This is a genomic window from Bradyrhizobium sp. STM 3562 (genome assembly GCF_045571435.1).
GTDB lineage: Bacteria > Pseudomonadota > Alphaproteobacteria > Rhizobiales > Xanthobacteraceae > Bradyrhizobium.
In genome coordinates this window covers 2,422,653-2,448,091 of the sequence record NZ_CP120694.1, presented here as the reverse complement: position 1 = coordinate 2,448,091, position 25,439 = coordinate 2,422,653, and the positions used below count along the sequence as shown (strand labels likewise).

At 61.4% G+C, this 25,439-nt stretch carries 21 protein-coding genes; 7 read left to right on the top strand and 14 right to left on the bottom strand.

Going from position 1 to position 25,439, the window contains the following annotated elements; genetic code table 11:
* Nucleotides 1–3: 3 nt before the first annotated feature.
* Both P6U23_RS11230 and P6U23_RS11225 read right to left on the bottom strand, forming a co-directional pair.
* The gene (locus P6U23_RS11230) at nucleotides 4–870 is read right to left on the bottom strand and encodes a branched-chain amino acid ABC transporter permease (protein WP_407179784.1); all 867 of its coding nucleotides are present in this window, start codon (nucleotides 868–870) and stop codon (nucleotides 4–6) included.
* Between the two features lie 10 nt (nucleotides 871–880).
* A complete protein-coding gene (locus P6U23_RS11225) occupies nucleotides 881–2,065 on the bottom strand; it encodes an ABC transporter substrate-binding protein (RefSeq protein ID WP_407179783.1) in 1,185 nt (394 codons plus the stop codon).
* 371 nt (nucleotides 2,066–2,436) lie between these two features.
* Between P6U23_RS11225 and dctP the strand changes: the two genes are divergently transcribed.
* A complete protein-coding gene (gene dctP, locus P6U23_RS11220; RefSeq protein ID WP_407181412.1) occupies nucleotides 2,437–4,011 on the top strand; it encodes a TRAP transporter substrate-binding protein DctP in 1,575 nt (524 codons plus the stop codon).
* 26 nt (nucleotides 4,012–4,037) lie between these two features.
* On the opposite strand, the gene P6U23_RS11215 is transcribed toward dctP, so the two are convergent.
* On the bottom strand, nucleotides 4,038–4,292 hold the full coding sequence (locus tag P6U23_RS11215; RefSeq protein WP_407179781.1) for a hypothetical protein: 255 nt from the start codon (nucleotides 4,290–4,292) through the stop codon (nucleotides 4,038–4,040).
* Here P6U23_RS11215 and P6U23_RS11210 point away from each other — a divergent pair.
* The 3 genes from P6U23_RS11210 to P6U23_RS11200 are packed head-to-tail and all read left to right on the top strand — an operon-like array spanning nucleotide 4,270 to nucleotide 6,388.
* Complete coding sequence (locus tag P6U23_RS11210) at nucleotides 4,270–5,118, top strand: TRAP transporter large permease (protein WP_407179779.1); 849 nt, start codon at nucleotides 4,270–4,272, stop codon at nucleotides 5,116–5,118. The genes P6U23_RS11215 and P6U23_RS11210 overlap by 23 nt on opposite strands.
* Before the next feature lie 19 nt (nucleotides 5,119–5,137).
* Complete coding sequence (locus P6U23_RS11205) at nucleotides 5,138–5,386, top strand: TRAP transporter large permease subunit (protein ID WP_407181411.1); 249 nt, start codon at nucleotides 5,138–5,140, stop codon at nucleotides 5,384–5,386.
* A gap of 39 nt (nucleotides 5,387–5,425) precedes the next feature.
* On the top strand, nucleotides 5,426–6,388 hold the full coding sequence (locus P6U23_RS11200) for a class I adenylate-forming enzyme family protein (RefSeq protein ID WP_407179778.1): 963 nt from the start codon (nucleotides 5,426–5,428) through the stop codon (nucleotides 6,386–6,388).
* 377 nt (nucleotides 6,389–6,765) lie between these two features.
* Here P6U23_RS11200 and P6U23_RS11195 read toward each other — a convergent pair whose 3' ends face one another.
* The 11 genes from P6U23_RS11195 to P6U23_RS11145 form a co-directional block, all read right to left on the bottom strand.
* On the bottom strand, nucleotides 6,766–8,508 hold the full coding sequence (locus P6U23_RS11195) for a nitrilase-related carbon-nitrogen hydrolase (RefSeq protein ID WP_407179776.1): 1,743 nt from the start codon (nucleotides 8,506–8,508) through the stop codon (nucleotides 6,766–6,768).
* A gap of 13 nt (nucleotides 8,509–8,521) precedes the next feature.
* Nucleotides 8,522–9,511, bottom strand: a complete 990-nt coding sequence (locus P6U23_RS11190; protein ID WP_407179775.1) for an acetamidase/formamidase family protein — start codon at nucleotides 9,509–9,511, stop codon at nucleotides 8,522–8,524.
* Between the two features lie 31 nt (nucleotides 9,512–9,542).
* Nucleotides 9,543–10,271 (bottom strand): ABC transporter ATP-binding protein, encoded by a 729-nt coding sequence (locus P6U23_RS11185; RefSeq protein ID WP_407179773.1) that lies wholly within the window; start codon nucleotides 10,269–10,271, stop codon nucleotides 9,543–9,545.
* Complete coding sequence (locus P6U23_RS11180; RefSeq protein ID WP_407179771.1) at nucleotides 10,264–10,980, bottom strand: ATP-binding cassette domain-containing protein; 717 nt, start codon at nucleotides 10,978–10,980, stop codon at nucleotides 10,264–10,266. Before P6U23_RS11180 ends, P6U23_RS11185 begins: the two co-directional genes overlap by 8 nt.
* Nucleotides 10,980–12,044: a branched-chain amino acid ABC transporter permease gene (locus tag P6U23_RS11175; RefSeq protein ID WP_407179769.1), complete on the bottom strand. Its 1,065-nt coding sequence runs from the start codon at nucleotides 12,042–12,044 to the stop codon at nucleotides 10,980–10,982. The genes P6U23_RS11180 and P6U23_RS11175 overlap by 1 nt, the downstream gene beginning before the upstream one ends.
* Nucleotides 12,045–12,058: 14 nt before the next feature.
* Complete coding sequence (locus tag P6U23_RS11170; RefSeq protein ID WP_407179767.1) at nucleotides 12,059–12,931, bottom strand: ABC transporter permease subunit; 873 nt, start codon at nucleotides 12,929–12,931, stop codon at nucleotides 12,059–12,061.
* 98 nt (nucleotides 12,932–13,029) lie between these two features.
* Nucleotides 13,030–14,271, bottom strand: a complete 1,242-nt coding sequence (locus tag P6U23_RS11165; protein WP_407179765.1) for an urea ABC transporter substrate-binding protein — start codon at nucleotides 14,269–14,271, stop codon at nucleotides 13,030–13,032.
* Nucleotides 14,272–14,281: 10 nt separating this feature from the next.
* The gene (locus P6U23_RS11160; protein ID WP_407179763.1) at nucleotides 14,282–14,947 is read right to left on the bottom strand and encodes an ANTAR domain-containing response regulator; all 666 of its coding nucleotides are present in this window, start codon (nucleotides 14,945–14,947) and stop codon (nucleotides 14,282–14,284) included.
* Nucleotides 14,944–16,104: a transporter substrate-binding domain-containing protein gene (locus P6U23_RS11155; protein ID WP_407181410.1), complete on the bottom strand. Its 1,161-nt coding sequence runs from the start codon at nucleotides 16,102–16,104 to the stop codon at nucleotides 14,944–14,946. The genes P6U23_RS11160 and P6U23_RS11155 overlap by 4 nt, the downstream gene beginning before the upstream one ends.
* Nucleotides 16,105–16,389: 285 nt before the next feature.
* Nucleotides 16,390–16,650, bottom strand: a complete 261-nt coding sequence (locus P6U23_RS11150; protein WP_407179761.1) for a hypothetical protein — start codon at nucleotides 16,648–16,650, stop codon at nucleotides 16,390–16,392.
* 3,057 nt (nucleotides 16,651–19,707) lie between these two features.
* On the bottom strand, nucleotides 19,708–20,277 hold the full coding sequence (locus P6U23_RS11145; protein ID WP_407179759.1) for a helix-turn-helix domain-containing protein: 570 nt from the start codon (nucleotides 20,275–20,277) through the stop codon (nucleotides 19,708–19,710).
* A 244-nt stretch (nucleotides 20,278–20,521) separates the two neighbouring features.
* Here P6U23_RS11145 and P6U23_RS11140 point away from each other — a divergent pair, with 244 nt between their 5' ends.
* The 3 genes from P6U23_RS11140 (at nucleotide 20,522) to P6U23_RS11130 (ending at nucleotide 24,654) form a co-directional block, all read left to right on the top strand.
* Nucleotides 20,522–21,556: a Ku protein gene (locus P6U23_RS11140; RefSeq protein ID WP_407179757.1), complete on the top strand. Its 1,035-nt coding sequence runs from the start codon at nucleotides 20,522–20,524 to the stop codon at nucleotides 21,554–21,556.
* Between the two features lie 232 nt (nucleotides 21,557–21,788).
* On the top strand, nucleotides 21,789–22,910 hold the full coding sequence (locus tag P6U23_RS11135; protein WP_407179756.1) for a DNA topoisomerase IB: 1,122 nt from the start codon (nucleotides 21,789–21,791) through the stop codon (nucleotides 22,908–22,910).
* A 1,354-nt stretch (nucleotides 22,911–24,264) separates the two neighbouring features.
* Nucleotides 24,265–24,654: a hypothetical protein gene (locus P6U23_RS11130; protein ID WP_407179755.1), complete on the top strand. Its 390-nt coding sequence runs from the start codon at nucleotides 24,265–24,267 to the stop codon at nucleotides 24,652–24,654.
* Nucleotides 24,655–25,439: the final 785 nt, after the last annotated feature.

Here is a 25,439-nt window from a genome sequence, read left to right as displayed (position 1 = left end):
GGCTCAAGCTCCCCGCACCCGGTGGCCGAACAGCCCCGAAGGCTTGACCACCAGCATGATCAACACGAGCAGGAAGAGCGCCAGCGCGCCTTTCGAACCGCCGAGATAGACGGCCGAGAACGCCTCCACCATGCCGACGAGGAAGGCCGCCGCGGTGGCACCGCCGACGCTGCCGAGGCCGCCGAGGATGACGATGAGGAAGGATGTCGCCAGCACGGGATCGCCGATATGCGGCGCCAGCGACAGAATAGGTGTAACCAGCGCCCCCGTGAGTCCGGCGAGCCCCGTGGCGAGCGCGAAAGCCGCCGGGAAGAGAACGGTGGGACGCAGGCCTTGCGCCGTTGCAACGGCGCGATCGTCCGCGAGCGCGCGCAGCGCACGACCGAAATCGGTGTGATAGATCAGACCGTAAACGGACAGGATCGCGACCACGCAGACCCCGAGCACCACCAGATTCTCGGTCGGCAGATAGAATCCATAGCCGCGAATGACGCCGGTCAGGGGAAAGCTGAAGGAGGGCGATTGCGGCCCGAACACCACCAGGATGCCGCTCGACATCATCATGTAGAGCCCGAGCGTCAACATCAGCGTCGCCAGATGATCGTCGATCAGACGGTCCAGCACAAAACGCTCAAACAGATATCCGAGCGCCGTCGTGCCTAGCGCCGCACCGACCACCGCCAGTCCGTATGGCACGCCGAGATAGGTCACCAGCGAATAAGCGAGATAGCCTCCAAGAACGTAGAAGCCGCCGTGCGCGAAATTGACGACCCCGAGGATGCCGAAGATCAAGGTGAAGCCGAGGGCGAGCAGCGCATACTGCACGCCGAGGCTGATGCCGATGAGGCCGGTGGCGACAAAGCCCTGCACTGGATATCCGCTACTTGCCGCCGGCCGCTTCGACCCGCATCGTCGGCTGCAGCTTGCCATTGGTCACAAGGCCGATGCCGAACGGGAACGACAGTTCCTGGTTGATGCCGAAGAACTCCTGCCCGATCCAGTGACCGGCTCCGAGATTCGGATCACTGACCGGCAGCGCGCGCAACGCCTCGGCGACCTTTGCGGTATCGGTCGTTCCCGCCTTGGCGATGGCCTTGACCACCATGCGAGCGCCCGACACCCACTGAAAGAACAGATTGTTCTCGGGCCGCTCGCTGCCCATCAGCTTCTTGTAGTCCTCGGCGATCTGCAGCATCTTTTCGTCGATAACGACCGGCTCATACCAATAGAAGTCCTTCAGCACATCGTCGCCGCCGGCGACACGGGAGATCTCGCCGTAACCCGGTCCTCCAAGGCGTCCGATCGGCCCCTCGAAGCCCGCCTGGCGCAATTGCTTGACCAGGATGCCCGCATCGCCGGGCGGCGATGAAGCGAGATCGACGGCCTCGGGCATGGCGTTCATGATGCGGGTGACGATCGGCCCGAAATTGGTGGTGCCACGCTGATAGTATTCCTCGGTCGCGGCAATTCCGTTCTTCTTGTAGGCATCGGCATCGACGCTTGCGATGTCCGTGCCGCCCTGGTCGTTCGGCGCGACGAGCACGACGCTCTTGATGCCGAATTTCTGCTTGGCAACCTTGATGATCGGATCGGCCCAGCCCGAAGGGCCAGGACCGACGTGGAAGACCAGCGGCAATTGCGGCGACAGCGCATCCTTGGCGTAGCCGTTGCCCATCACCAGCATCGAATTGCGCTTGGCAATCGGCTTCACGCCGGTGAGTTCGGGCGAGCCGATCGGACCGAGGATGAACTTGACACCCTGCCCGGCCAAGGCATTGGCCGCAGCGGCGGCACCTTCCGCGGTGTATTTGCTGTCGATGGCAACGACGTTGACCTTGCACGGGGCGCCGCCGATCTTGATCAGACCGTCCCTGTTGGCCTCGGCGGCGGCGAATTCGACCGCGCCTCGCAATGCGAGTCCCCACTGCGCGGCGGGCCCCGACAGCACACCAACCACGCCCAGCGTCAATTCCTGTTCAGCGGCAATCGCCAGACCGTTCGAACCAGCAAGCACTGCACCAGCGGCCGCGCCGGACAACAGCAGGTCTCTACGCGTGATCCTCATGACGTTTCCCACCTGATTTTTTGCGGCTGTTTCGCCGCGTTTTTCCGAACCAAAGCTCGCGCAATGGCCTTCGAGGCCTGCGGTCGCTCCGCTCAGTGTGGCGCAAGCTAAGCGCAGAAAATGCAGCTGTCAATGAAACGTTTCACCAAATTGTGCGCGCGGCACCGATTGCCAGGAAGAAGCCAGTCAGACTTTCCGTCGTGGAAATGCGCTATTTCCCGGCTCGTGAGCTCTGTCGATCACGTCAACATTTGACACTCGTTCCGGAAAATAGTCCCGGACCGCAAACTCGGCCAAAATATGAAACGTTTCACTTGAAACACGCGAGCTCTCCCGCTACCGTTCGGGTCCGCTGCACAAAAAAATAAACGATCGGGGAGAAAAGCGATGATGCGACGCGCCGTTATGGCTGTGCTTGCCATGTTTGCCGTCCAGTACAGCCAGGGAGCCGCAGCCGAAGCACAATTTTCAAGCTGCGAGCATCGGTCGACACGTCAGCGACGCACGGTCGGACACTCGCCATCGGCGATTATCTGAAGAAACTGCAGGAAAGGTCCGGCGGCAGGATCGAGACCGAACTGTTCCACAGCGGGCAACTGTTTCGAGACCGCGAGGTGGTGAAGGCGCTGCGTCAGCGCGCCGTCGAGCTCGCGGCCGCCGGCACTTGGGTCCTGACCGCATTCGTGCCCGACGCCGACGTATTCCACGCGCCCGACGCCGACGTATTCCAATTGCCGGCGTTCTACGGCCAGTCTTACCCGGTCGTCTATGCCGCCGCCGACGGCAAGATCGGCGAGATCATCGACAAGCAGCTGGAAAGCAAGCTCGATGTCAGGTTGCTCGGACCCTGGCTGCAGCTCGGATATCAGAACACCTACAGCACGACGAAACCGATCCGCGACTTTGCCGATCAGGCCGGCATGAAGATCCGCAACTCCGGCGGCGCCGGGCAATCGGCCCGCGCCAAATTCTTCAACGCCTTGCCGAACGTGACGGCATGGCCCGATGTCCCGCTGGCGCTCTCGCAAGGGACGTTCGACGGCCTGAGCTCGACCGACGAGAGTCTGGCCAGCGCCAAGCTCTGGGAATCCGGCATCAGGTACGGATTCGAAGATCACGAATTCGTCGGGTTCTACGTGCCGATGATCAGCGAGAGCTTCTACAAGAAATTGCCGCCGGATCTGCAGGCGATGGTCGTCGATCTCTGGCGGGAGAACATTCCGGCCTACCGCCGCAGCATGGAAGCGGCGCAGAGCGAGGCGCGGCAGACTGGAAAAGAACGGCATCGTCTTCGTTTCGCCGACCGAAAGCGCTCTTGCCGACGTCCGGTTGAAGATGCTGCCGTCGCAGGACGCCATCGCCAGGGAATTGCGGATTTCGCCTGCTCTCCTCGAGCAGGTGAAGTCGGATATCATGAGCGCCGGGCATTGATCCGTAAGCCCATGATGAAGGTCTGGAACAGGATCGAACTCCTCCTGATCGGGGTTCTGGGCGCGCTCGCGCTGGCGGTCGGCACCTTTCAGGTCATCGGCCGTTACGTGAACAAGAACTTCGCGTTCATCCATGGCGAGGAGGTCGTGGTCTATCTGACGGTCTGGGCCGTCTTCCTGGCGTCGAGCCAGCTGGTCCGGACCGACGGCCATGTCAGGCCTGACGTCGTGCTGCGGCTGCTGCCGCCGCAGAGGCAAAGATGGGTCGAAGCGCTCAACTGCTGTGTCGCGATCGCATTTTGTGCCGGCCTCGCCTATTGCGGCTTCCAGGTCGCCGCCGTCGCCCAGAGCCTCGACGAACGCAGCATCACCGGCCTCGAATTCCCGACGTGGATCTACTATTCGGCGATCCTGACCGGCGCCGTCCTGATGCTGCTGCGCTACCTGATCAAGCTCTACCACCTCGTCTTCCGCTTCGATCCCGCCACCATGGTCATCGCCGTTCACGATCACTGAGTGGATGGCGACACCGGCGGGCTCGGCTACGGCCAATTTGAAATCGTCAACCGACTGCGGCGGCCCGCATCCGGATGCCGCCAGTTCCAGCGAGAACCGACGCGATGTGGACCCTGTTCTTCCTGCTGATGTTCTTCGGGCTGCTCTGCGCCGGAATGCCGATCTTTCTGGTGCTCGGCGTCTGCGCAGCGGTCCTGTTCGGTTTCAGCGGCCAGCCCTTGGTGGCGATCGCCCAGAAGATTGCCGACGAGAACCTTGATGGCTTTGCCGCTGTTCGTCATGGCGGCCGCCTTCATGCGTCGGGGCGGCGTCGCCAAGGCATTGGTCGACGTCGCCATCGCCTGGTTCGGACAATTGCGCGGCGCGCTCGGCCTCGTCACTGTCGTGTCGTGCACGCTGTTCGCGGCCATCTGCGGCTCGTCGGTCGCGACCGCCCTTGCCATGGGCACCATTCTGGTGCCGGCGATGATCGAACGCGGCTATCCCCGTCACTTCGCGCTTGGCGTGGTCGGCGCCTCCGGCACGATCGGCATCGTCATTCCGCCGAGCCTGTCGTTGATCCTTTACGGACTGATCGCGGAACAATCCGTTCCGCGCCTGTTTCTGGCCGGGATCCTGCCGGGCCTGCTTCAGGCCGTCATGTTCTTCGGTTGGGTGTTCTATTATTCCTACAGATGCGAGCTGCCGCGCGAGCCGGCCGTGCCGCGCGCCAAGCTGATCAGCATGACCCTCAATGCCCTGCCGGCCCTCTGCGTGCCGTTCATCGTGATGGTCGGAATCTACGGCGGGCTGATGACGGTGACGGAAGCCGCCGCCATTTCGGCGATCGCGGCGCTTCTCGTCAGCCTGTTCTTCTACCGCGGCTTTCAGCTCAACCAGACGCTCGAGGTCATCGCCGAGGCGATCAAGAGCGCGGCCACGATCATGATCATCGTGGCGACCGCATTGGCTTTCGGCCACTGGATGACGGATTCGGGCGTCCCGGCATCGCTGGTGAAGTTCACGCTCGACAACCAGCTTCACCCCTGGCAATTCCTGCTCGCCATCAACGTGCTGCTGCTGATGCTGGGCTGCTCCTGGAGGTCGCCGCTACGCTGCTGGTGGTGATGCCGATCTTGCGCCCGCGCTGAAGCCGCTCGGCATCGACCCCGTCCATTTCGCGATCGTCTTCACCCACAACATGGAGATCGCACTGGTTCATCCCCCCGTCGGGCTCAACCTCTATGTGCTGGCCACGATCTCGACGGCACCGGTCACCGAAGTGGTGCGCGGCATTCTGCTGTTCCTCGGCCTGCTGCTGTTGTGCCTGGCGATCATCACCTACGTGCCGCAGCTCTCACTTTGGCTGCCTGACCTGGTCTACGGTGCAGGTTAGCGCCGCGCCTCGATAACGATCCAGACATGGAGCGGGTTGTTGAAATCGATCCATTGGGCCTCTGAACTCTCCACCCTCGCGCTTCGCTACGGCGAACGACCCGCAATTGCCGACAGTGCCGCCACGACCACCTACGCGGACCTGTTCGCGAAGGCCGCCGGTGTCGGTCGCGCGTTGACCCTTGCCGGCATCGGTCCGGGCGATGCCGTGGCGACGTTGTTCCGCAACGGGGCCGACGCCGTCGCGGCGACCTTCGGCGTGATGATGGCCGGTGCCGTGGAAGTGCCGATCAATCCGGCGCTCAGCACGACCGAACGGACGTATTGTTGCGAGGTTGCCGACGTCCGCCTCTTGATCAGCGGCGTGGGATTGGCCAGGGACATCGGCGTCGACGGGCCCGCCGTGCTGAACATCGAAGATATCAAGCAAGCCACGCTCGATCCAGCCACATTCCCGTTCGTCGAAAGCAACACGCCGGCGCGCATTGTGTTCACGTCCGGCACCACCGGTCGCCCCAAAGGCGCGGTTCACAGCCAGATCGGCCGATGGACAGCGAATATCCTACTTCGGGCGAATCTGCCGTTTCAGCCCGGCTCTGGCAGCAACGTGCTCCTGATGACGCCGTTCTCCCACGGTTCGTCGCTGATGACGCACGCCTTCCTGTCGTCGGGAGCATCCGTGACCCTGCTTGATGGCGTCGATCCACCGATCGTCCTCGGCATCCTCGAGCGCGGCGAATGCGACGCCATGTTTGCGCCGCTGACCGTGCTGGCAAAGATCGTCGCGGCGGCGGGCGGGCGAAGGTTCACGTCGTTGCGTACGATCTTCTGCGGCACTGCGGTCTTAAAACCGACGCTCTACGCGCGCGCCAGGGAGATGTTCGGCCCCGTGGTTCGGGTGACCTACGGCAAGAGTGAAGTGTTCAATCCGATCACCCTGCTTGAAGCCGAGGAGACCGAGAATTGGTATGCCTCCGGTGGGGAAGATGCCTGTGTCGGCTGACTGGCGGCCGGCATCGAAATCGTCATTCGCAACGAGGCAGGCGAATGCGCTGCGTGCGGAGAAACCGGTGAGATCCTGATCCGTGCGCAGCACCTCATGATGGGGTACCGGACGGCGGAGGGTTTCCGCCCGCTCGCGGCCGACGAGTTTCACAACACCGGCGATCTCGCTGTGATTTCAGAGAACTAACGCCGATCTATTGAGATTGAATGAGCCAAAAGATGTTTCTTCTTGAGGCCGACGCGTTCGACCCCCTCGGCCGCAAAGTTTCGGCGATTGCGTTGCCGCCGGTGACGAGAACTTTGAGGCCGTTGAGTCCCAGATTCATGGTCTTTCTCCTCTTGTTCGTAAAAGCCGGGAGCGGCGTCGCCGCAGCGTTAGTAGTTGCCTGCGGCGGCCTTGACCAACCCACGATAGCTGTGCGGCATTCGCATCGAGACAAGGTCTTTTCGCCGCACCACATTGGTCGGATAGACGCTGTCGAGATTGCTGGTATCGACCAGCGCCGTTGCCAGGCGCGTGCCGTTGCAAGCGACCGCCTCCCGGCGCGGAAACTCGAAGGTGTCCGGGCCGAACACGCCGCTCAAACCCGGATAGCCGCGCTCGCGATCGACGACGTTGGCGAACGCGAGGAACACGTTGTTCTCGCCGGCGCGCACCCGGAAATGATGCCAGTGGTACGGATCGGGGCCGGTCGGAATGGGGCTTGGCTGTATCACCTTGGTCCCCGCATGCGGCGAACAGAAGCGCCCCTTGATCGCTGCCGGGCAGGCGATGAGATCGCACCCACGCAGCGCCAACACCCGGCCCGGCTCCGGAAACACCGCATCATGGCCGATCAACAGGCCGATGCGTCCGATCGGAGTGTCTACGACGGTCCATTCATCGCCGGCGGTCGCCCAGCCTGTCTCGTCAGTCCTCAAATGCGTCTTGCGATACACTGATATGTTTCCGTCGGGCGCGACCAGACATGCGCTGTTGTGGACCGCATCCCCGGCGCGCTCAGCCAATCCGCAGACGAGATAGATGCCGAGATCGCCCGCGATCCTGCGCAGCCTATCAGTCGCGGGTCCCGGTATCGGCTGGGCCGATTTCACAGGATCGGTAAGACCCGTCACCGCCAGCTCCGGGAAAACGACAAGCTCCGCGCCCTCTGCATTCGCCTCCCCCGCGCGCGCTTCGATCTCGCCTAGATTTCGAAAGATGTCATCACCGGGGGCAAATTGCGCAACACTGACGCGCGACGTCTTGCCGGCCGGCCATCGCTCATGACCATAGAGACCGAAGAAATCGCGAGGGTTCCAGCTGAAGGTGTCTGTCAAAAGCTCTGGATAGAGCTCCGGGCGGCGCTGCGCAAAGATGGGTTCCCCCAGGACGCGGCGCGCACGTGCAACATCGAGGTCAATCTCGGACAGCAGGATGCCGTCGCCATTGTCGAGGACGGCAATCACCTGCCCGTCCGGCGCGATCACGCAGCTCCCGCCGCTGAATTGGACCGTGCGCTCGAGCCCCCACCGGTTGCTCTCGATCACGTAACAACCGTTCTCGAAGGCGCGGCTGATCCAGTAAGGCGCCGGCGTTCGTTCCGCAAGCCAGTTGGAGATATGGCAGATGATGTCGGCGCCGCCGAGGGCCATCAGCCGCGAGGTCTCCAGAAAATGGATATCCATGCAGATCAGGAGTGCGATGCGGCCGATGTCGGTCTCGAAGACCTGGTTGTGGAGATCGCCGGCCGCGGCCCATTTCGGTTCGGAGATGTAGGGATGGGTCTTGCGGTGCCGTCCGACGACGCCCTCGGGACCGATCAGCACGGCGCAGTTGAAATAGATGCCGTCCACGTCGACCTCGGGCATGCCGATGACTATGTAGCAACCATACTTGTCCGCGAGAGAGGCAAAACGATCGGTGGTCGGCCCGGGTATCGTCTCGACAAAGGGCGCCACCTCGGCGCGATCGAACCAGCAATAGCCCGTCGTTCCCATTTCCGGCGTGACGATGAGCTTGGCACCGGCGGCCGCCGCCTGTTCGCAGAGTTCGAGCAGGCGTGTAATGTTGCGCTCCTTCTCGAACATGGTCGGCTCGAACTGGACGGCGGCGACCTTGTGGATGGCTGACGTCATGACGCACCGATCCTCAACCAAGGTAGGACTTCTTGATGGAGGCGCCGAGCGTGTATTTTGGATCGACCATGTTGCCGAGGCGGATGCGACCGGCCTGTGTCAGGAGCATGTAGGCGTCGATCTCGTCGAAGCCGTAATCGGCTGCCATCCAGCGGCACAGCTCGCGATAGGCAATACGGGCGGCATCCTCCATCGGCCGCGCGGAGCCGATGGTCATGATGAAGTCGGCAGTCTCGAGCCGCGGCCACGCGATCGTCCAGCCCCTGATTAGGTCGATCTGCACCGTGGTTACCGTCGGATGCTCGATGGCGACGCCGCAGAGCTCGCCGTCGCCCTGCGCCGCGTGGCAGTCGCCGAGATAAAGCAGCGCACCTTTGGTATTGACCGGCAGATAAATGATGGCGCCGACGCCAACATCCGGTAGGTCCATGTTGCCACCGTAATAGTCCGGGACTAGCGACGAGATCGCCTCGATCTCCGGCGAGGTGCCGATGGTGCCGATGAACGGCTCATAGGGCAGCGTAATCTTTTCGTTCCATTTGGTCCCGGTCTTGGCGTCGATCTCGAGCTTCTTGACCCGTTCGGGCAGCGCCGGGTTGAGCAGCGCAGTCTGCCCTGTCGAGACCAGGCCGCCGAAATCCGGCATGATCACCGTCGTACCCCGTGGCTGCGGCCCGCGCGGCACGATGCTCTCGATGTAGACCGCGAGCGTGTCGCCCTTCTCCGCGCCATTCACGTGGATCGGCCCGTTCTGCGGATTGAGGAACGGAAAATTGAGAAGCTTCGACGGACTGTCGGTCTCCTTTTTGATGGCGCCTTCGAACGCGTCATGGGTCTCGGCGGAGACGACCGCGCCGGGGTCGACGGTCAGCACCGGCTTTACATAGGGCCCGTAGACATAATGATACTTGCCCTGCTCGCTCTCTGTGATGGTGTGCCGGGTGCGGCGCTCGCCGTTGGCGAGGGCCTTGCGTGCCATGATGGAATTGTTTTGCCAGGCCACTGCTGTTCTCCTTGGTTGGGGCGTAGCAGGTTCAAACCGCGAGATGGCGGCGCATCTCCGTTTCGTCATCGAGCGCCGAGCGCTCGAGACTTGCGACGATGCGTCCCTTGTCCATGACGTAGCAGCGCTGCGCCATGGCGCGGATCATGTCGAGATTCTGCTCGACCAGGATGATGGTCACGCCGGTGCTGCGATTGAGCTCGACCATCTTGCGCGCGATGTCCTGGATGATGTTGGGCTGGATACCTTCCGACGGCTCGTCCAGCAGGATGAGATTGGGGTCGGCGATCAGGGCCCGTCCGATCGCGAGTTGTTGCTGCTGCCCGCCGGACATGGTGCCGGCCCGCTGATTCCAGCGCTCGGCGAGGATCGGAAAGGCCTCGACGATCTTGCGGCGGCCTGCCTCTGGAATGGCGCCGCCCTTGATCGCGGCGCCGACGACGACGTTCTCGCCGACGGTCAGCCGCGGAAACACGTCGCGCCCTTGCGGCACATAGCCCATGCCGAGGCGTGCCCGCTTGTGCGCCGGCAAGGCTTCAACTGCCTCGCCGCGATAGACGATCGAGCCGCTCATCGTCGGCACGAGCCCGATCAGGCTCTTCATCAGCGTGGACTTGCCGACGCCATTGCGTCCGATGACGGCGACGATCTCGCCTTCCCGGACCTCGATCTCGAGGCCCTGGAGAACCGGCTTGCCGCCATAGCCGGCACGCAGACCCAGGGTCGTCAGGATCACTTCCTTGCGCGGCACATCAAGCATGGGTTTGCCCCAGATAGATCGCCGCCACGCGCTCGTCGGCGACGATCTCCTCAATCGAGCCTTGCGCAAAGACCTGGCCCAGATGCAGCACGGTGACGCGCTGGGCGACCTGACGCACGAATGCCATGTCGTGCTCGATCGCCAGCACCGTCATGCCGCCGGCATTGAGCCGCTGCACCATCTCGCCGGTCATATGGGTTTCTTCGGGGGACATGCCGGCCGTCGGCTCGTCCAGCAACAGAAGGCGCGGCTTAAGGCTGATCGCCATGCCAATCTCGAGCCACTGCTTCTGACCGTGGCTGAGATTGCCGGCGGTCTGCGCCTGCTCGGATTCCAGGCCGAGGAAGGCAAGCACCCGGTCGATCTCCGCTGCGAGCCCCGCGCCGCGATGCCGGCTCTGCAGGGCAATCTGGAGATTCTGGCGGACCGACAGACCCTTGAACACGCCCGGGACCTGGAACTTGACCGACAGTCCGCGGTGGATTCGCGCGAAGGACTTCAGCGCTGTGATGTTCTCTCCCGCGAAGAAGATGTCACCACTGCCGGGATCGTGCTCGCCGAGGATCAGCCGAAACAGCGTACTCTTGCCAGCACCGTTCGGGCCGATCAGGCAGTGGATCTCACCGGCATCGAGGCTGAGATTGACAGCGTTGGTGACATGCAGGCCGCCAAAGTGCTTGTTCAGCTTGCGCAACTCCAGCAAGGACATCAGTTCGTCCTCCGCCAGTAGCGCGCGGCCAGTCGACCGAGCCAGTTCATCGCCTCGAGCACAAGACCGTTCGGCGCCATGAGCACGGTGAGCACCAGAAGCACGCCCATGAAGATGAGCGCGTACTGACTGCCGTAGATGGTCAGGGCCTGGAACACGGCGAGCACCACCAGCGTCCCGATCAGCGTCGAGGTCAGATCGCTACGGCCGCCGACCGCGACCCAGATCAGCGGCAATGCCGCGGCGGTCATCCCCATGCTGGACGGCGTGATGTACTGTCCCCACACCGTATAGAGCACGCCCGAAAGACCCGCGAGCGCCGCCCCGATCACGAAAGTGATGAGCCGATACTTGCGCACGTCATTGCCCAGCATCTCCGCTCGTTCGGGATTTTCGCGGATCGCGACGATCACGTTGCCGAAGGACGAATTCATCAGGATGCGCAGGCCGAGATAGACCAGCACAAGCAGGCCGAGCACGACGTAATAGAGGCCGACATCGGCAAACAGCACGATCGGTTCGCCCGGCCAGGGTATGGTCAAGGGCGGCATTGTGCTCATGCCGTTGAAGCCATTCAGCCGCGCGGTGCCGATGTGCCATTCCGGGCCCGCGGTCTGGGCCATGAAGCGTTCGAGCATCAGGGTCACTGCTAGGGTGACAATTCCGAGGAACACGCCGGCGATGCGGCCGAAGAACATGAAATAACCGAGCAGCAGCGCGACCAGCGCGGCGATGGCAATCGCGAGCACGAGCGCGACCAGCGTAAAACCGTAGGCCGAGCCGAAATTGATCGTCAGGATCCCATAGCCGTAGCCCGCAATGCCGAAGAAGGCGGTCTCGCCGAAGGAGAGCGATCCCCCATACCCCCAGATCAGGCAGAGGCTCAGCGCAATGAACACCCAGACGAAGAAATAGACGGTGTTGCCGACGGTGTAGCCATCGCTGAACAGAGGATACGTGCACGCCACGACGAGCACGACGCCGAACAGGCTCCAGAATGCCGGACCGCGCCCGAAGGTCTGCGGACCCTCGAGAAGACGAAACAGAGACAAGAGGCCGCTCATGTCAGTTTGCTCCGTCAGGCACGCTCGCGCAGCACAAAGCCGGAGATTCCGTTCGGCAGGACCCGGACAACAACAATGACGGCCACCAGCAGTCCGATCTGGCCGAACAATTGCCCCTGCCATGACGTCATCGCAGACTTCACCACCGCGAGCACGCCGCCGGCCGGCGCGGTGCCGAGGAAGACGTCCGCGCCGCCGATCACGACGGTGACGAAGGCTTCCATGATGAAGGTCGCGCCCATGGTCGGAACCAAGGTCATCGTCGGCGCGTAGAGGCCGCCGGCGAGGCCCGCGAGCCCTGCTCCGCAGGCAAAGGTGAGGCTGTAGACCAGCCGCGTATCGACGCCGAGTGCCGCTGCCATATGCGGCACCTGGATGGTGGCACGGGCCAGCACGCCGAAGCGTGTCCAGTTGAACAATGCGTAGAGCCCGGCAAGGACGCCAATGGCGGCACAGAACAGCACGATGCGATAGATCGAGTAGGAATAGGCGCCGACCTGAAAGCTGCCGAACGGCGTGCCGATGCCGGCCATGGACGAGCCTACCATGATCAAGGTGCCTTGGGTGGCGATCAGGCTCAGCCCCCAGGTGGCGACGATGGTATCGAGCGGGCGGTCGTACAGATGACGGATCACCACAAGCTCGACTACGACGCCCACCAGCGCCGCGACCACCGTGCCGGCCAGGATCGCGAGCGGCAACGGCAGGCCGGCATGCGTGCAGGAGGCCGTCACATAGGCGCCGCACATGATGAACTCGCCATGGGCGAGATTGATTACCCCCATCATGCCGAAGATCACCGCGAGCCCACAGGCCGAAAGCACCAGGAACGCAAAGGCATCTCCGAACTGATAGAGCGCCGAAAACGCAAGGGTCGCGATGTCCATGAACCAACCAAGATCGAGCAGATGGAGAAGGCCGTGGCGTTTGCCGCGGCAACACTTCGAGGGTTGCCCCGGGGAGCCCGGGGCAAGGCAGGCCCCAGTCATGGTCTCGGCGGAGGATTCGACGGCGTGTATTGCGCCATCGGATCTTTCTTGGTCAGGTCGCAGCCAGCATCACCAAGCCAGTACGGCTTGATGTCCTCCCAGACCTTCGGGAACGTGATCGAGTGATCGGCGCCAACTTTCGCCAGGTAGATCGTGTGCGACATGTGCTGGCTCTTTGGGTCGATGCAGACCTTGCCTTCCGGCGCGTCCATGCAGACGTCGCCCATCGCAATCACCTTGCGGATGTCATCGCGCTTGGTCGACTTCGCCCGCTCCACCATCTGCTTGTAGAGATAGACCGCCAAATAGGAGTTCTCGGCCTCCTGGTTCACATAGGGTTCGCTCGGGAACTTCGCCTTGAACTTGGCGAGGAACGCCTTGCTCTTGGGCGAATCGATCTCCTCGATGTAGTTGGTGGTGACATACATGTCCTTCAGGCTCGGCGGCTTGAAGCGCTTGTGCTCATAGCCCTGGCCCACGTTGACAGAGGAGGCCATCGGCAGGCCGACATTGGCGGAAGCCGCCTGCTCATAGTAGGAGGCCTGCGCGGTGCCGACCAAGAGCGTGACCACGAAATCGGGCTTCGCCTTCTGGATGTTCTGGATGCTCTGCGAGAACTGCGAGACGCCGAGCGGAATGAACTCCTCGCCCACCATCTCACCGCCATTCTCCTTGACGATATTGCGCACCCATTCCGCCGATATCTGGCCGAAATTATAGTCCGCCGCGAGCGTGTAGACCTTCTTGCCATAGGTCTGCATCATATAAGGAATGAGCGTGGAGAACTGCTGCTCCGGCACCGCGCCGGTCACGATCATGTGGCCGTCGCAGACGCCGCCCTCATACTGGTTGTTGTAGAAGGCGAAGCCATTGAACTGGTCGACAATCGGGCGATAGGCCTCGCGCGACGCCGAGGAGAAGCCCGCGAACACCACGTCCACCTTGTCGCGCTGGAGCACGCGACGCATGAACTCCTGGTAGCGCGTGTTGTCCGACTGGGTATCGTAGGTCAGGAGCTCCAGCGGACGGCCCATGATCCCGCCTGCCTTATTGATCTCGTCGGCGGCAAGCTGGATCGCGTGAACCTTGCCGATGGTGGCGACGGCGAAATCGCCGGATTGATCCTCCAGCACGCCGAGCCTGATCGGGTTTTCCGCCGCGAGCGCCATGGGTGATGCGAAGACAAGCGTCCCCGTGAGGGCTGCGGCGCGCAGCCCTTGCACTACCGACTTATCCATTTTGATGCTCCTACATCGCTTGCTTGTTGCCGCCTTGCAGCGTGATGCCGGTCGAGCGGTGGGTCTTGTCGGGCGGTTTCGCCCTCCTGCTCAGAAACTCCTCGCAGTAGACTTCCAGGCTCTGCCGGACGCGCATGCTTTCGCGGCGGAGCTGGGAATAGGCGTCGTCGTCATCGAGCCCGGTCTCCTGCATCAGCAGGATGACCGCGCGGAGCACCGAGCGACGACCGCGACGGCGTCCCTCCAGATCGCGGAGTCGCTCGTACATGTCGCTGCGTAGCAGGAACTGGTTGATACCCATGACGAGCGAGCTGTAGACGGCGCCCCCGTGAACGGGCTTGCGCAGGAAAGAGGTTGCGCCGAGATTGACCAGCGCCTTGAGCCGGCTCGGCGCTTCCACGCCAACGAGTCCGATCACCGGCACCGGCGGCAGGCGCGACGCCGGATTGACCTCAATTGCCACCACCCCTTCGAGGTCGCCGTCGACGAACAGGATATCGCGGTCGGGCTGTAACCCCGCAACATCGATCTGAGCCCGGCCATCGACGATGTCCGGATATTCCGTCGCTACTCCAAGCTTTGCTAGCGTCGACTCCAGCGTCAACTCCCGACCAGTGCGGGCAAGGACCACCAGGGCACGACCACCTCTGAAATTCTGCAGCAATCGGAAGCTCATGATTGCACCACTTTCAGCAGCGGGGACCGCATGGGGATCGCAAAGCGCGGCGACGACTGAACGAGATAGGGATCCGGAGCGATCGGCTGGCGTGCTTCAAGCAGAACGTCGAACCGGCCGCCCGAGGCCGAGCAGCCGATGCGCGGCGTGAGCCAAGCGTGGAATGTCTGGGGATCGATACGCACCTCGCCCTGCGGGGCCAGCAGCCGCTGGTTGGCCACCGCCGCGCGCACGGTGCGAACGTCGTCGGTCCCCGATTTGAGAAGTGCGGTCGCCAGAAGTTTGACCGCAATGTAGGACGCCTCGGCGTCGGCCGATGTGACCGGCCCGACCGGAAAGGCTTCAGTATAGGCGCTAATGAACGCCGCATTTTCAGGGGAGCTCAACGAGGAGAAATAAACGCTAGAGGAGAGATGACCGTCGACAGCGTCCTCGCCAATCTCGGCGAGCTCGGGTTCGGAGAGCGTGCAGCTCGCCACCGGGATTTCTGCAGCCTGATCGATGCCGCGCGCGCGGCAGGTGGCCCGGAACGTTCTGAAGAAGGCGTAGGCGCTGGTGCCGATCAGATTGTTGAAGACAAAATCCGGGCGCTGCTCGAGAATCGCGGCTATGACCTGGTCGAACTCGGTATCGCCGACCGAGAGATAGCGTTCGGCGAGCACCGTTCCGCCCCGTGCAGTGAGCGCCTCGCGGAAGATGCGGTTATTCTCCCAGGCCCAGATGTAGTTGGAGCCAACGCAAAACGCGCGACTGCCCACGCGCGGAACGAGATAATCAACTAGGGGTAAGACGTGCTGATTTGGCGCAGCTCCCGTATAAATCACGTTGTCGGAGCTCTCGAATCCCTCATAGTGCGACGGGTACCACAACATCCCGTCGCATTTTTCGAAGCACGGAATGACTTCCTTGCGGCTCGACGAGGTATAACAACCGACCACGTGGCGGATGCCGGAACCGAGCAGTTCGTGGCTGAGCGTCTTGTAGCGGGCAAGATCACCAGACGGATTGACCACCACCGGCTCCAGCGAAATCGTGTCACTGGCCGCGTTCATTTCGCGAAAGGCGAGCAGTGCTCCGTTGAGCATCGAGCGCGCGACGACGCTGTAGGATCCCGTCGTCGAGAACATTACGCCGATCCGATACTGCATCCGCGCCATCACTCGATCCAAACAAAAAAGCGCCCGCCGGCCGTTAAGCCGAGGGCGCCCTCGCCGCCAACTGCACACGCGAGACACGCGTGATGTTGGATATGGTTGAAGCTCCGCGTTAACGGGCTGAATTGCCCAACGCTTGGACGATACGGTCGTTGAGATCAGTTGCGAAGTCAAGTGCATTGTTGCAGCGAAAACTGCTGCAATTCGTATCGTCGTGCAGCAAAACTGTGCAGCGAAGCTGCGCACGCTGGCTCGCTTGCCAGCGGCAACGTGCCGACCCGTTACAGCTCATCCAGAGCCGGCGGGTCGAAGCAGTTCGTCAAGGACAGGCCGCCGATAAACCACAATACCTGCTCCGGTAACGTAACTGCAGATCCGGTTGGAAGGCACGGCAAGTGCCATTGGCGCCAGATCCTCGGCGCTGCCAAGACGACCGAGCGAAATGTGCCGGGCCTCGGCGGCAAATCCACCCGCCGCTGTTGCGCCGCCAACCAGCGCGTTGATCCGAATGCCGAAGCGGGCGAGCGTCTTTGACAGTTCCTGCACCAACGATATCGAGCGGAATCAGCATTGAGGATCTGAAAGAGCGAGCAAAGAGGCGCTGAGCAGCGCACCGACCATGGGGCGCCGAGCACGCGAAAAATCGTTGCTTGATATTGGATTGTGAAGAGCGCCCCCCGTTGGAGAAGCAGGAACGTTGGCCACCCGCCTGGGCAAAGTTGATCAGCAGCCGACAGATCGCAGCGTTGCTCCCGAACGCTCGCTGCGGCGCAACGAAAATCTGAGCTCAGAACAGTCACCCGAGCACATGCCATTCCTCCCATTGTGATCGACAAGAGGAGTTGGGAGCGGCGCTGGAACGTAGCAGCACTTTCCGGGTTCTCGAGGGACCAGCCGAACTCCGATGAGCAGCGGCCGGAAGCCGATGTTTTTGGCAGGTCTCAATCATGATTGCAGACAGTTTTGATCGTCGAACGATGGCCGTCATGGAAGTCGCACTTGAGCGAGTCTGCGAGGGCAGACCGGACGGTGAGCGCCATGAGTTTCGATGCCTCGTCGCCCGAGCCATCATCCAATGCGCAAGACGCGGCAGGACCAGCCTGGGTGTTCTGACTGAGGCGGGCGAACACGCGTTGTTACGATTGCCGCATATCAACGACGGCCCCGGCAAAGGAAAGAATTCGTCCTCAGCCGCCTGAGAACAGCTGGTTGAAGTCTTGCGGGGCATGATTGAGAGCCGCCGTCGACGGATCAGGAGCTCGCTCTCGGGCAATTGCCTCCTACTGCCGCGCTCTTCAGCGTGCTGCCCCCGATCCTCCGCAATAGTGCAGGATGAAGCCCGGCATCCAGCCGTCGATTTCAAGCAACGGCGGAGCTGTCGGGCGACATCGAGAATTGACGCCCAGCGTCAAATCCGGACGTCGCTTGAGACGGAGCGGCCACGCCGCGGCTACTTGCATTGCTTAAAGTGGCCCTAGCGATCCGCCTTAACAGCGTCTGCAAATATCGTTTATGATTCGATCCGCCTTGGAATCGGGAGAATTTTCCTGCCGATCAAGTTGTCCCCCGGCAGGGATGGCCCGTCCTCGTAGTGCCATCGATGCGTCTACCAGCTGTCGATCCGGCCTGTCCAACCGCTCCCGAACCTCTCGCTGAGGGCTCACCCGATGATTGCGCTGTGCCCAGACTGTTGGTGCCGGGCGATGCGGAAAGCCCCGAGGAGTTGCCACTCCTGCCAGAGCCCGCGGCTATCGCCACCTGCGCCGCCCGCTACCGCCACCTCCGCCAGCGGCTATCGCTGGACAGGCTAATGCGGCGAGTGCCATCGCCACAGGCGTTCGTCCGATGCTCGTTCCTATCCGATAACGAACTCAAGTTGATCTTGGTCGCGGGCGGCCACCGCAGCGGCAGTGGCAGGCTGGCTGGGGTATGATTTTATCCGCCAGCGTCGATGCAGCTCGGTTGTCACAGCCCACCCGCAATTTGGGCATGTCGAGATTGATGCAACACGCCGGAGCTTAAGCTTCACACAGATGATCTGCAGTGGTCGTGGCAGAACGGACATTCGTCGTCCCGGTATCGATTGACCATTCCCCGACCTATATGCAGCGCGAACTCATCTGCACGACCAGTTCAATGGGGCGCTGTCCGCCTGGGGGCGCGCGGTTTGTGTATCGCGCGCATCGCAGCGTTCCTTTCCAGGGTCCGCAGCTTTTTCCGAAGTTCTTCAACTTGCGCTAGCTTTTTTATGAGTTCGCACTGCGTTTGGCGCAGAACAAGTGCACGATTATAGAGCTGACCGCGATTACTCATCGGCCTCCTCTCAAACTATAATAAAATGCTGAGGCAATTTGATGCCCGGCAATGGGCGCGAACCCGACTTTGGGTTTACAAAAATCGTCAGGTCCGGGCCGAATAGGCATTTGCATATGTGAATCCGCGATGAAAAGATTTGAGTTCGTTTCTCTTCACATTGGCAAGAAAACGCATTCGAAGTCGGCTGCGTAACGTTACAATGGCCAGGCCATAACGCGAGGGCGTCCCCCCTAGGTCCTGTGGCGCAAGGGCTTTGCCGAAGAGCGACTGCCATGGTGCCGCGCTCGGCCTGAATCGCGATCGATTTGTAATGATGTGCTGCGCATTTTTCTGCCCTGTGGCTCAGAACAGTTCTGGACCATAAGAAAGCTGGGTTTCATCTGGTAACGAAGCTTGGCTTCAGCTTGCCGCCGATTGGCTCAAACTGCCGAGAATATCGGAACGCGACGAGCAAGGGCCTTGGGCTCCCGCCTTAGCATGAACCCAGTTTCCTAATGCCCTTTGTTGTCCGGCCGAGCCGGGACCATGCCCGATGGTCTCTATGGCGGGATTCCTTCAGCCATCGCAGCGAACGCTGAACAGCGGCGAACAACAATCGCTCTCACGCAAGAATCCCCCGCCGCTCTTATGAGCACCCTCGGAGGTCACAAGAGCTTGTCGGAATCGAGCCGCTAGCGGCCAATGACCGGATCGGCACAAGTCCATCATCTCTTGTGGTCCGAATGCCAACAGTCCGAGGTTGCGCGTTCATCCTCCTCCAAGCCGGTACCGCTCGCTGGGATGTCGGTCGTCTCAAACCCGCTCCACACTGGCGCCGGATGAGGTGGATCGGAATCAGCTTCGTCGGAGTTTTTACCGACGCGGGGGCGGCGGCCCGACCGCTAACCGATCGCGTTGCTTGGTGGCCATTTCTCAAGCTGTTCGACGAGGACAGGTCCTACGGTGGATGCGTTGTCGCTGATCGTGCTGCCGTTCATGCCGCTTGTGCTCAAGCTGGCTGCTTCGCCTCCGGATGCCGAACTGCCGCCCGCGGTTGCACCAGCCGATGAGCCGGTACTATACGCGAGAGCAACGTTGACGCTATGCAAGCATCGCCATCAGCAATGCTGTGGACTTCGTGCCCTTTCTCGTTGGTAAGACGCAGCCTCAACTTCACGCCGTTCCGGCTACAGAGCGGGGGCTACGTAAAACTAAGGCGGGCTGCCAGTTCGGCTGAAATCCTCAATTTCTTGGAACACGCGGCGCGTTTGTACCTTGTTCCGACCGCCAGTCCGGGCAAGGAATGAGCGATCAAGGGACCACTCGAAATGAACCACCAACATGGACGACGCTAATCCTCAAATTCGTACACCCGCAACCGGAAAACCTGTTCACGTTTGCCGTTGCACTGAATGCGCCATGCAGCCGCCGCGAATGCCCGAGCGTCGCCACGAACACGAATGCTTTGATCTTCACCCCGCCGATCTCGACCAGGCGCTCGCCGAAGTCGATCTGCAGCTGCCGGCCCGGCGGCGTCTCGAACCGCGTCGTCGCCAGCGCTTCGGCCTTCAGCGCCTGCCGATAGGGCTGCACGGCGCGTTGCAACGTTCGCCGGCTGACTGCCACGCCTGTTTCGGTCAACAGGTCCTGGCACACCACATCCGCATTGCCGCGATGCCGAATGAACCTCTCGCGCAGCCAACCCTCGAGGCCATGGAGTCGTTTCGTCCGCTCAGGCGATTTGAACGCCTTCAGCCCGCCCGCCGCCACGTAGTCCTTCACGGTGTGGTGGCTGCAGCCCAGTTGCCGGGCAATCCGCTTCAGACCCCACCCGCACGCCCTCAGGCGCAACATCTCCGCCACGTCATCCGGCGTCTTCATCACCTGCCCCCGTGGATCAATCCACGACGAGCTTTCCGTGATTCGTTCCTCGTTCATTCGCTCTCTCCTCGGCTATCCAAGGAAGGGGCAATTCCTCGTGACGCCGAGGGGGCAGTTTTCCATGGCGCGCGACAGCTATTGGCCGCTGGGGGGCGCGCGGCCCGCGGAGCCCTGAAACCGCCGGGGCTTCCATCCGTTGAGTCCCCGGCCTTGTTTGTGCCCTCGTTTGCCTTGGAGTTCTCCAGTGCCTGCGTCCCGCGCCTATTGGAAGGGCTACCTAAAGCTCTCGTTCGTCTCCTGTCCAATCGCGCTTTACCCCGCGCATTCGGCCGCGGAGCGGCTTTCGTTCCGGCAGATTAACCGGCGCACGGGCCATCGCCTCAAGCACAAGCTCGTCGATTCCGTCACGGACGAGGCGGTAGATTCATCAAACAAGGCCCGGGGCTATCGGGTCGGCGCGGACGAGTTTCTGCTGGTTGAGGACCGCGATCTGGAGCAGGCGCGCAACCAGCGCCCACCGCCCGGCGACGTTAAGCTCGACGCACCGCCGCACCGCGAAAGCCCGCCGACGGTGCCCGCAGGTCTGCACGGAGATGACGAGGAACAAGTCGTCGCGTCCGACGAGGCCGCGGAGGATGAATACGACGAGCAAGAGATCGTGCCGCCGGCCCGTCCGAGGAACACGCGTACCATCGAGATTGAACGTTTCCTGCCTGAGGGACAGATCGACGCTCGCTATTTCGAGAAGCCGTACTACATCGCGCCGAGCGAAGAGATCGGGCAGGAGACGTTCGCGGTTATCCGCGATGCGATGACGCGCGAGGGCGTGATAGGGCTTGCACGCGTCGTGCTGTCCTCGCGCGAGCGCCCATTTCTCGTGGAGCCAATGGGCCAGGGTCTTCGCGGCGTAACGTTGCGCTTCGCGCACGAGGTCCGCGCGGCCGAGGATTACTTCGGCGAGATTCCTAAAATAAATCTCCCGGCGGAGATGACGAAGCTCGCGCGGCACATCATCCGAACGAAATCGGCGGAATTCGATCCATCCATGCTGGAGGATCACTATCGCACCGCGCTCGTGCGCATTCTGCGCAAGAAGCAGGCAAAGCGCCCCGCGCATCATCGCTTGCCTGTGAAGCCCTCGCGCGAAAATGTCGTCAATCTCATGGACGCACTCCGCCGCAGCATTGCGGCCGAGGGCCGGGCAAAATCACCCTTGCGTCGCGGCCGAGACAAATCTGCCGAACCAAAGCGCCCAGTGCGGGCTCGCAAGGCCGGTTAAACACCCCGCCGCGTCGCAACATCTTAGGCCAGACTGTCTGGATCATCTGAGAAGATCAGGCCTGATTGCAGCATCGAGTGGCGCAGAAGGACCGCCATTCGCCTCTAGTTGCGCGCGTCCGGCATCTCAATAGCAATAGATTGCTGATCACTGGCCTGCCGCCTGGCCGTCGGCGGAACCCGTTTCCTTTCGGACCGTTCGTTTGTTGCGACTTTACTTAAGGATCTATTCCGTGTTGGTTGAATCGCCAGGTAGCGTTGAGACGATTGTTGATCCAAAGGACGCTGCCGTCTCCGCGGGTCTGCGATACGTCTCCGACGCCCGGCCAGGCATACGCCGCAAAAAGGCCGGCAAGGGTTTCACCTATACCCGTGCCGATGGCACTAAGCTCTCCGAACAGGACGTCCTGGAGCGGATTAGAGCGCTCGCGATCCCGCCGGCTTGGACGGACGTCTGGATATGCCCCTTCGCCGACGGACATATTCAGGCGACGGGGCGTGATGCTAAGGGGCGCAAGCAGTACCGCTATCACGCACGCTTTCGCGAAGTGCGGGAAAGCACGAAATACGAGCACGTCGTTGCGTTCGCGAACGCGCTGCCCGGCATCAGGGAGAAAGTCAACGAGCATATGGCTTTGTCGGGATTGCCGCGCCAAAAGGTGCTAGCGACTGTCGTCCATCTTCTGGAGACCACGCTGATCCGCGTCGGAAACGACGAATATGCAGAGCACAACAACAGCTACGGGCTGACTACCCTGAAGAACCGGCATGCCGCCGTCGACGGAAACGAGGTGCGTTTCCGCTTTACCGGCAAGAGCGGCAAGCAATGGTCGTTACGAGTGCGGGACCGCCGAGTTGCCAGGATAATAAAGGCCTGCCAAGAGCTGCCCGGGCAGGAATTGCTTGAATATGTCGACGACGCCGGCAATTGCCAGGATGTCACATCGACCGATGTGAACGAATATCTCAAAGAAATCACGGGCAAGGATATCACGGCGAAAGACTTCCGCACCTGGGCGGGAACGGTGCTCGCGGCAATGGCGCTAAACGAGCTCGAGAGCTTCGACAATGCCGCACAAGCAAAGCGCAATGTTCGCGCCGCAATCGAAAAGGTGGCAGGCAAGCTCGGCAATACGCCCACGATCTGCCGTAAGTGCTACGTTCATCCGGAAGTTCTAAATTCCTATTTGGACGGAAATCTCGTGCTTGAGGTCAAGTCAAAAGCCGAGGGCGAACTGCGGGATGTTCAAAGCCTTAAACCCGAAGAAGCAGCTGTGCTTGCGCTTCTACGGGGCCGGCTTGCGAAAGAAGCGGAACGCCCAATGTCGAAGAACGAATCCCCGAAAGCTGCCTGAATTACCGCCTAGCATTTTGCCGAAGCGATGCCGGTATGTGAGATAGCGCGCGGCCGAACCGGAACTAGGGAATATCAAATTAGTTGGTTTCGCAGCTCGCATGAGCGTGCTCCGAGGCTGCCCAACCGTGATTTTCGCATTGCCTTCGCGGTCGAGGCAGCAGGAACACTCGGCGGGAAATTAGGGTTTGGCAGGATCAACATTAATAGACTTCAGTTGCTGAAGTCGCGACCCTTCTCGCCTTACGAGGCAGACCAGTTCCAGCGCTGGGCTGTTTTCGTTTGAAACTCCCGCCGCCAGTACGACCCAGCGATACCGTGGCTGGGCTGATCTGCTCGCGGCAAAGTTCGGACCGCGATCCTGCTGCGGTGGCTATCGCACACACGTTACCGCCACATCGTGGGAGCGTTAATCAAAGCACTCCGGCCAGCGCGCTTGATCTCCTCAATCGAGATCCCCTCTCTGGTCGCAGCCTCGAGGATTTTCGAGGCAACATGCGTGCGAGCGCTGGTGTCATGCTTGGGTACACTTTCGCACACTTCGTCCAGAACCGCGCGCAAGAGCGATTAAAACGTGCGAGAGGCGAACCGGTTCCAGAATTCACGCATGTTATCCAGCCGGGAAAAATGCGTCTTGCCCACGCGACGTATCTAGCTTGGCAAAGGCCTTCCACCTTCCTGAAATTTCCAGGATTGGGTGTCGCGGGGTTTTATGAAATGCTCCAGTGCTCTGCACGAACTGGCTCGCTAACGGGCGTGTAGCTAAAGCTGACCGCAGTTGTATCTAATATCGGTGCATCGTCGTCCGCAGCTAGGGCGTACGCCACCGCTCCGAAGCTGCGGCACGACTTACGGCATCGACCGCAGGACTTTCTTGGCGCACCGATGCTGCTCATCAAGAACAACATGAGCCGCATGTGCCGATCAAATCTCCCAGTACCACCATACGCATCCAGCACTGGCTCGCGGAGACATCCGACCGGGAAAGAGGCGTGCAGGCAGTTGATCTGCCCTGCACAGTCGAGGCTGCGCTTTGTGAACGAACCGATCGGCAAGGTGCTGGGCGAGCGATAGACGCCGCCCTTGCGCAAGAGCAGGCGCGCCCGCGCCGGTCCTACTGAGGAGCCCGGCGCAGAGTTTGCCGTCACCTCATCTCCCTGCTTTTCCCAACCAGCGCGCTCGGCAAGGGCTCCTTTCTCAACTGGATCGCGCTCGGCTGTAGTCGCGCTTGCTTCGGCTTCTGCTCTCTCGGTGTCTGGCTTCCAAGTAGATCGAAAAATTTCTCAGAACCAGGAACGTTGGGCTCGCTCCTTCGCTGTCTTATCGTTGAACACTTCTCAAGAGGACTAATCATCATGAAAATTGTAACACTTGCCGCCATACTGGCACTGCTTAGCTCATCCGCGTTTGCACAATCTTCTTCGACTTCCAGCACTCAAAGCCCGCAAGCTAGCACCGGCTCAAGCCAGACCGTCGCGGCGCAGAAGATCAAGCAGGACCTGCAGAACGCCGGGTTCAAGGACGTCAAGGTTGTTGCCGAATCGTTTGTCGTTCAGGCGAAGTCCCGGGATGGCGACCCAGTCGTTATGACCATCGGTCCGCACGGCATGTCGGTCTTTGAGGCCCTGAACGCTAACGCCTCGAACTCGGGCACGGTCGGGTCAAATGAAAGCGCTACCGGGAGCTCCAACAGCTCCAGTTCGAACCATTCGTTAAACCCCAACTCTCCAACGCAGCAGAAGTAAATTTCATTCGGACCGAGACATGGACATACCCGGTGGCGCCCATGTCATTCCTTCAAGCACGAACTTCGCGGAAGTGGTAAAACCCATCTTCCGCCTTTGACACCCGGGCGGACGCGCCGCGCGGGTGCTGCATTCGATCCGAAACCGTGCATCGGCTTGGGACTGCAACGCGAGTAGGCTGCATTTCGTTCGGGCCACCCTCGGAACGAGCCTCGACATGAAAGACAGAAGAGATCGACCCAATGTTCCTGGGTAAGAAGCGATACTTTAGACCAAGGCGCCAGATTAGATCGCGATACGAACTTTTAACCTCCGGGTTCGTCCTATGTTAATGACCTTTCGGCCGGAGCGGCGAATGCTCTTCTCATGAAAGAGCAGAGACCGACTAAAAGGCGGAGGCGCTTCCGACAAGCGGAGCCGCTCAAGCAGCGACTACTCCATTCGGCAAGAGCAGCTCGGGAGCGAGCGAATCAGCTCCAGCCCGGAGCTGAACAGGAAGCTCTCTTGCGTAAGGGCCGCGAAGCCGAGATCGTGGCCCGCTTGGACGAATGGCTCTCAAGCGCGGAATGCGGCCCAGTGAGTAGAAACCGAGCGCAGACTTAATCGCCCCGCCAAACTTGTCCTGAAAACCTGTCTCCCGGCCGAATTGCCTTGGGGAGCATCAGAAGACTATGAGGTGTGTTTGCTTGGTTTGATATCAGATCAGTGATGCCCCAGATCAGGGCTTATGGACTAAGGTCTGCGCTGCCGAAGCGGGTCCGCTACACCGCTAAAGCCATGATCTC

Coding starts and splice junctions, on each gene's coding strand:
- P6U23_RS11225 (WP_407179783.1), bottom strand. CDS start 2,065: ATGAGGATCACGCGTAGAGACCTGCTGTTGTCCGGCGCGGCCGCTGGT.
- P6U23_RS11210 (WP_407179779.1), top strand. CDS start 4,270: ATGGCTTTGCCGCTGTTCGTCATGGCGGCCGCCTTCATGCGTCGGGGC.
- P6U23_RS11215 (WP_407179781.1), bottom strand. CDS start 4,292: ATGACGAACAGCGGCAAAGCCATCAAGGTTCTCGTCGGCAATCTTCTG.
- P6U23_RS11195 (WP_407179776.1), bottom strand. CDS start 8,508: ATGACGTCAGCCATCCACAAGGTCGCCGCCGTCCAGTTCGAGCCGACC.
- P6U23_RS11185 (WP_407179773.1), bottom strand. CDS start 10,271: ATGCTTGATGTGCCGCGCAAGGAAGTGATCCTGACGACCCTGGGTCTG.
- P6U23_RS11180 (WP_407179771.1), bottom strand. CDS start 10,980: ATGTCCTTGCTGGAGTTGCGCAAGCTGAACAAGCACTTTGGCGGCCTG.
- P6U23_RS11175 (WP_407179769.1), bottom strand. CDS start 12,044: ATGAGCGGCCTCTTGTCTCTGTTTCGTCTTCTCGAGGGTCCGCAGACC.
- P6U23_RS11170 (WP_407179767.1), bottom strand. CDS start 12,931: ATGGACATCGCGACCCTTGCGTTTTCGGCGCTCTATCAGTTCGGAGAT.
- P6U23_RS11165 (WP_407179765.1), bottom strand. CDS start 14,271: ATGGATAAGTCGGTAGTGCAAGGGCTGCGCGCCGCAGCCCTCACGGGG.
- P6U23_RS11160 (WP_407179763.1), bottom strand. CDS start 14,947: ATGAGCTTCCGATTGCTGCAGAATTTCAGAGGTGGTCGTGCCCTGGTG.
- P6U23_RS11155 (WP_407181410.1), bottom strand. CDS start 16,104: ATGGCGCGGATGCAGTATCGGATCGGCGTAATGTTCTCGACGACGGGA.
- P6U23_RS11145 (WP_407179759.1), bottom strand. CDS start 20,277: ATGAAGACGCCGGATGACGTGGCGGAGATGTTGCGCCTGAGGGCGTGC.
- P6U23_RS11130 (WP_407179755.1), top strand. CDS start 24,265: ATGAAAATTGTAACACTTGCCGCCATACTGGCACTGCTTAGCTCATCC.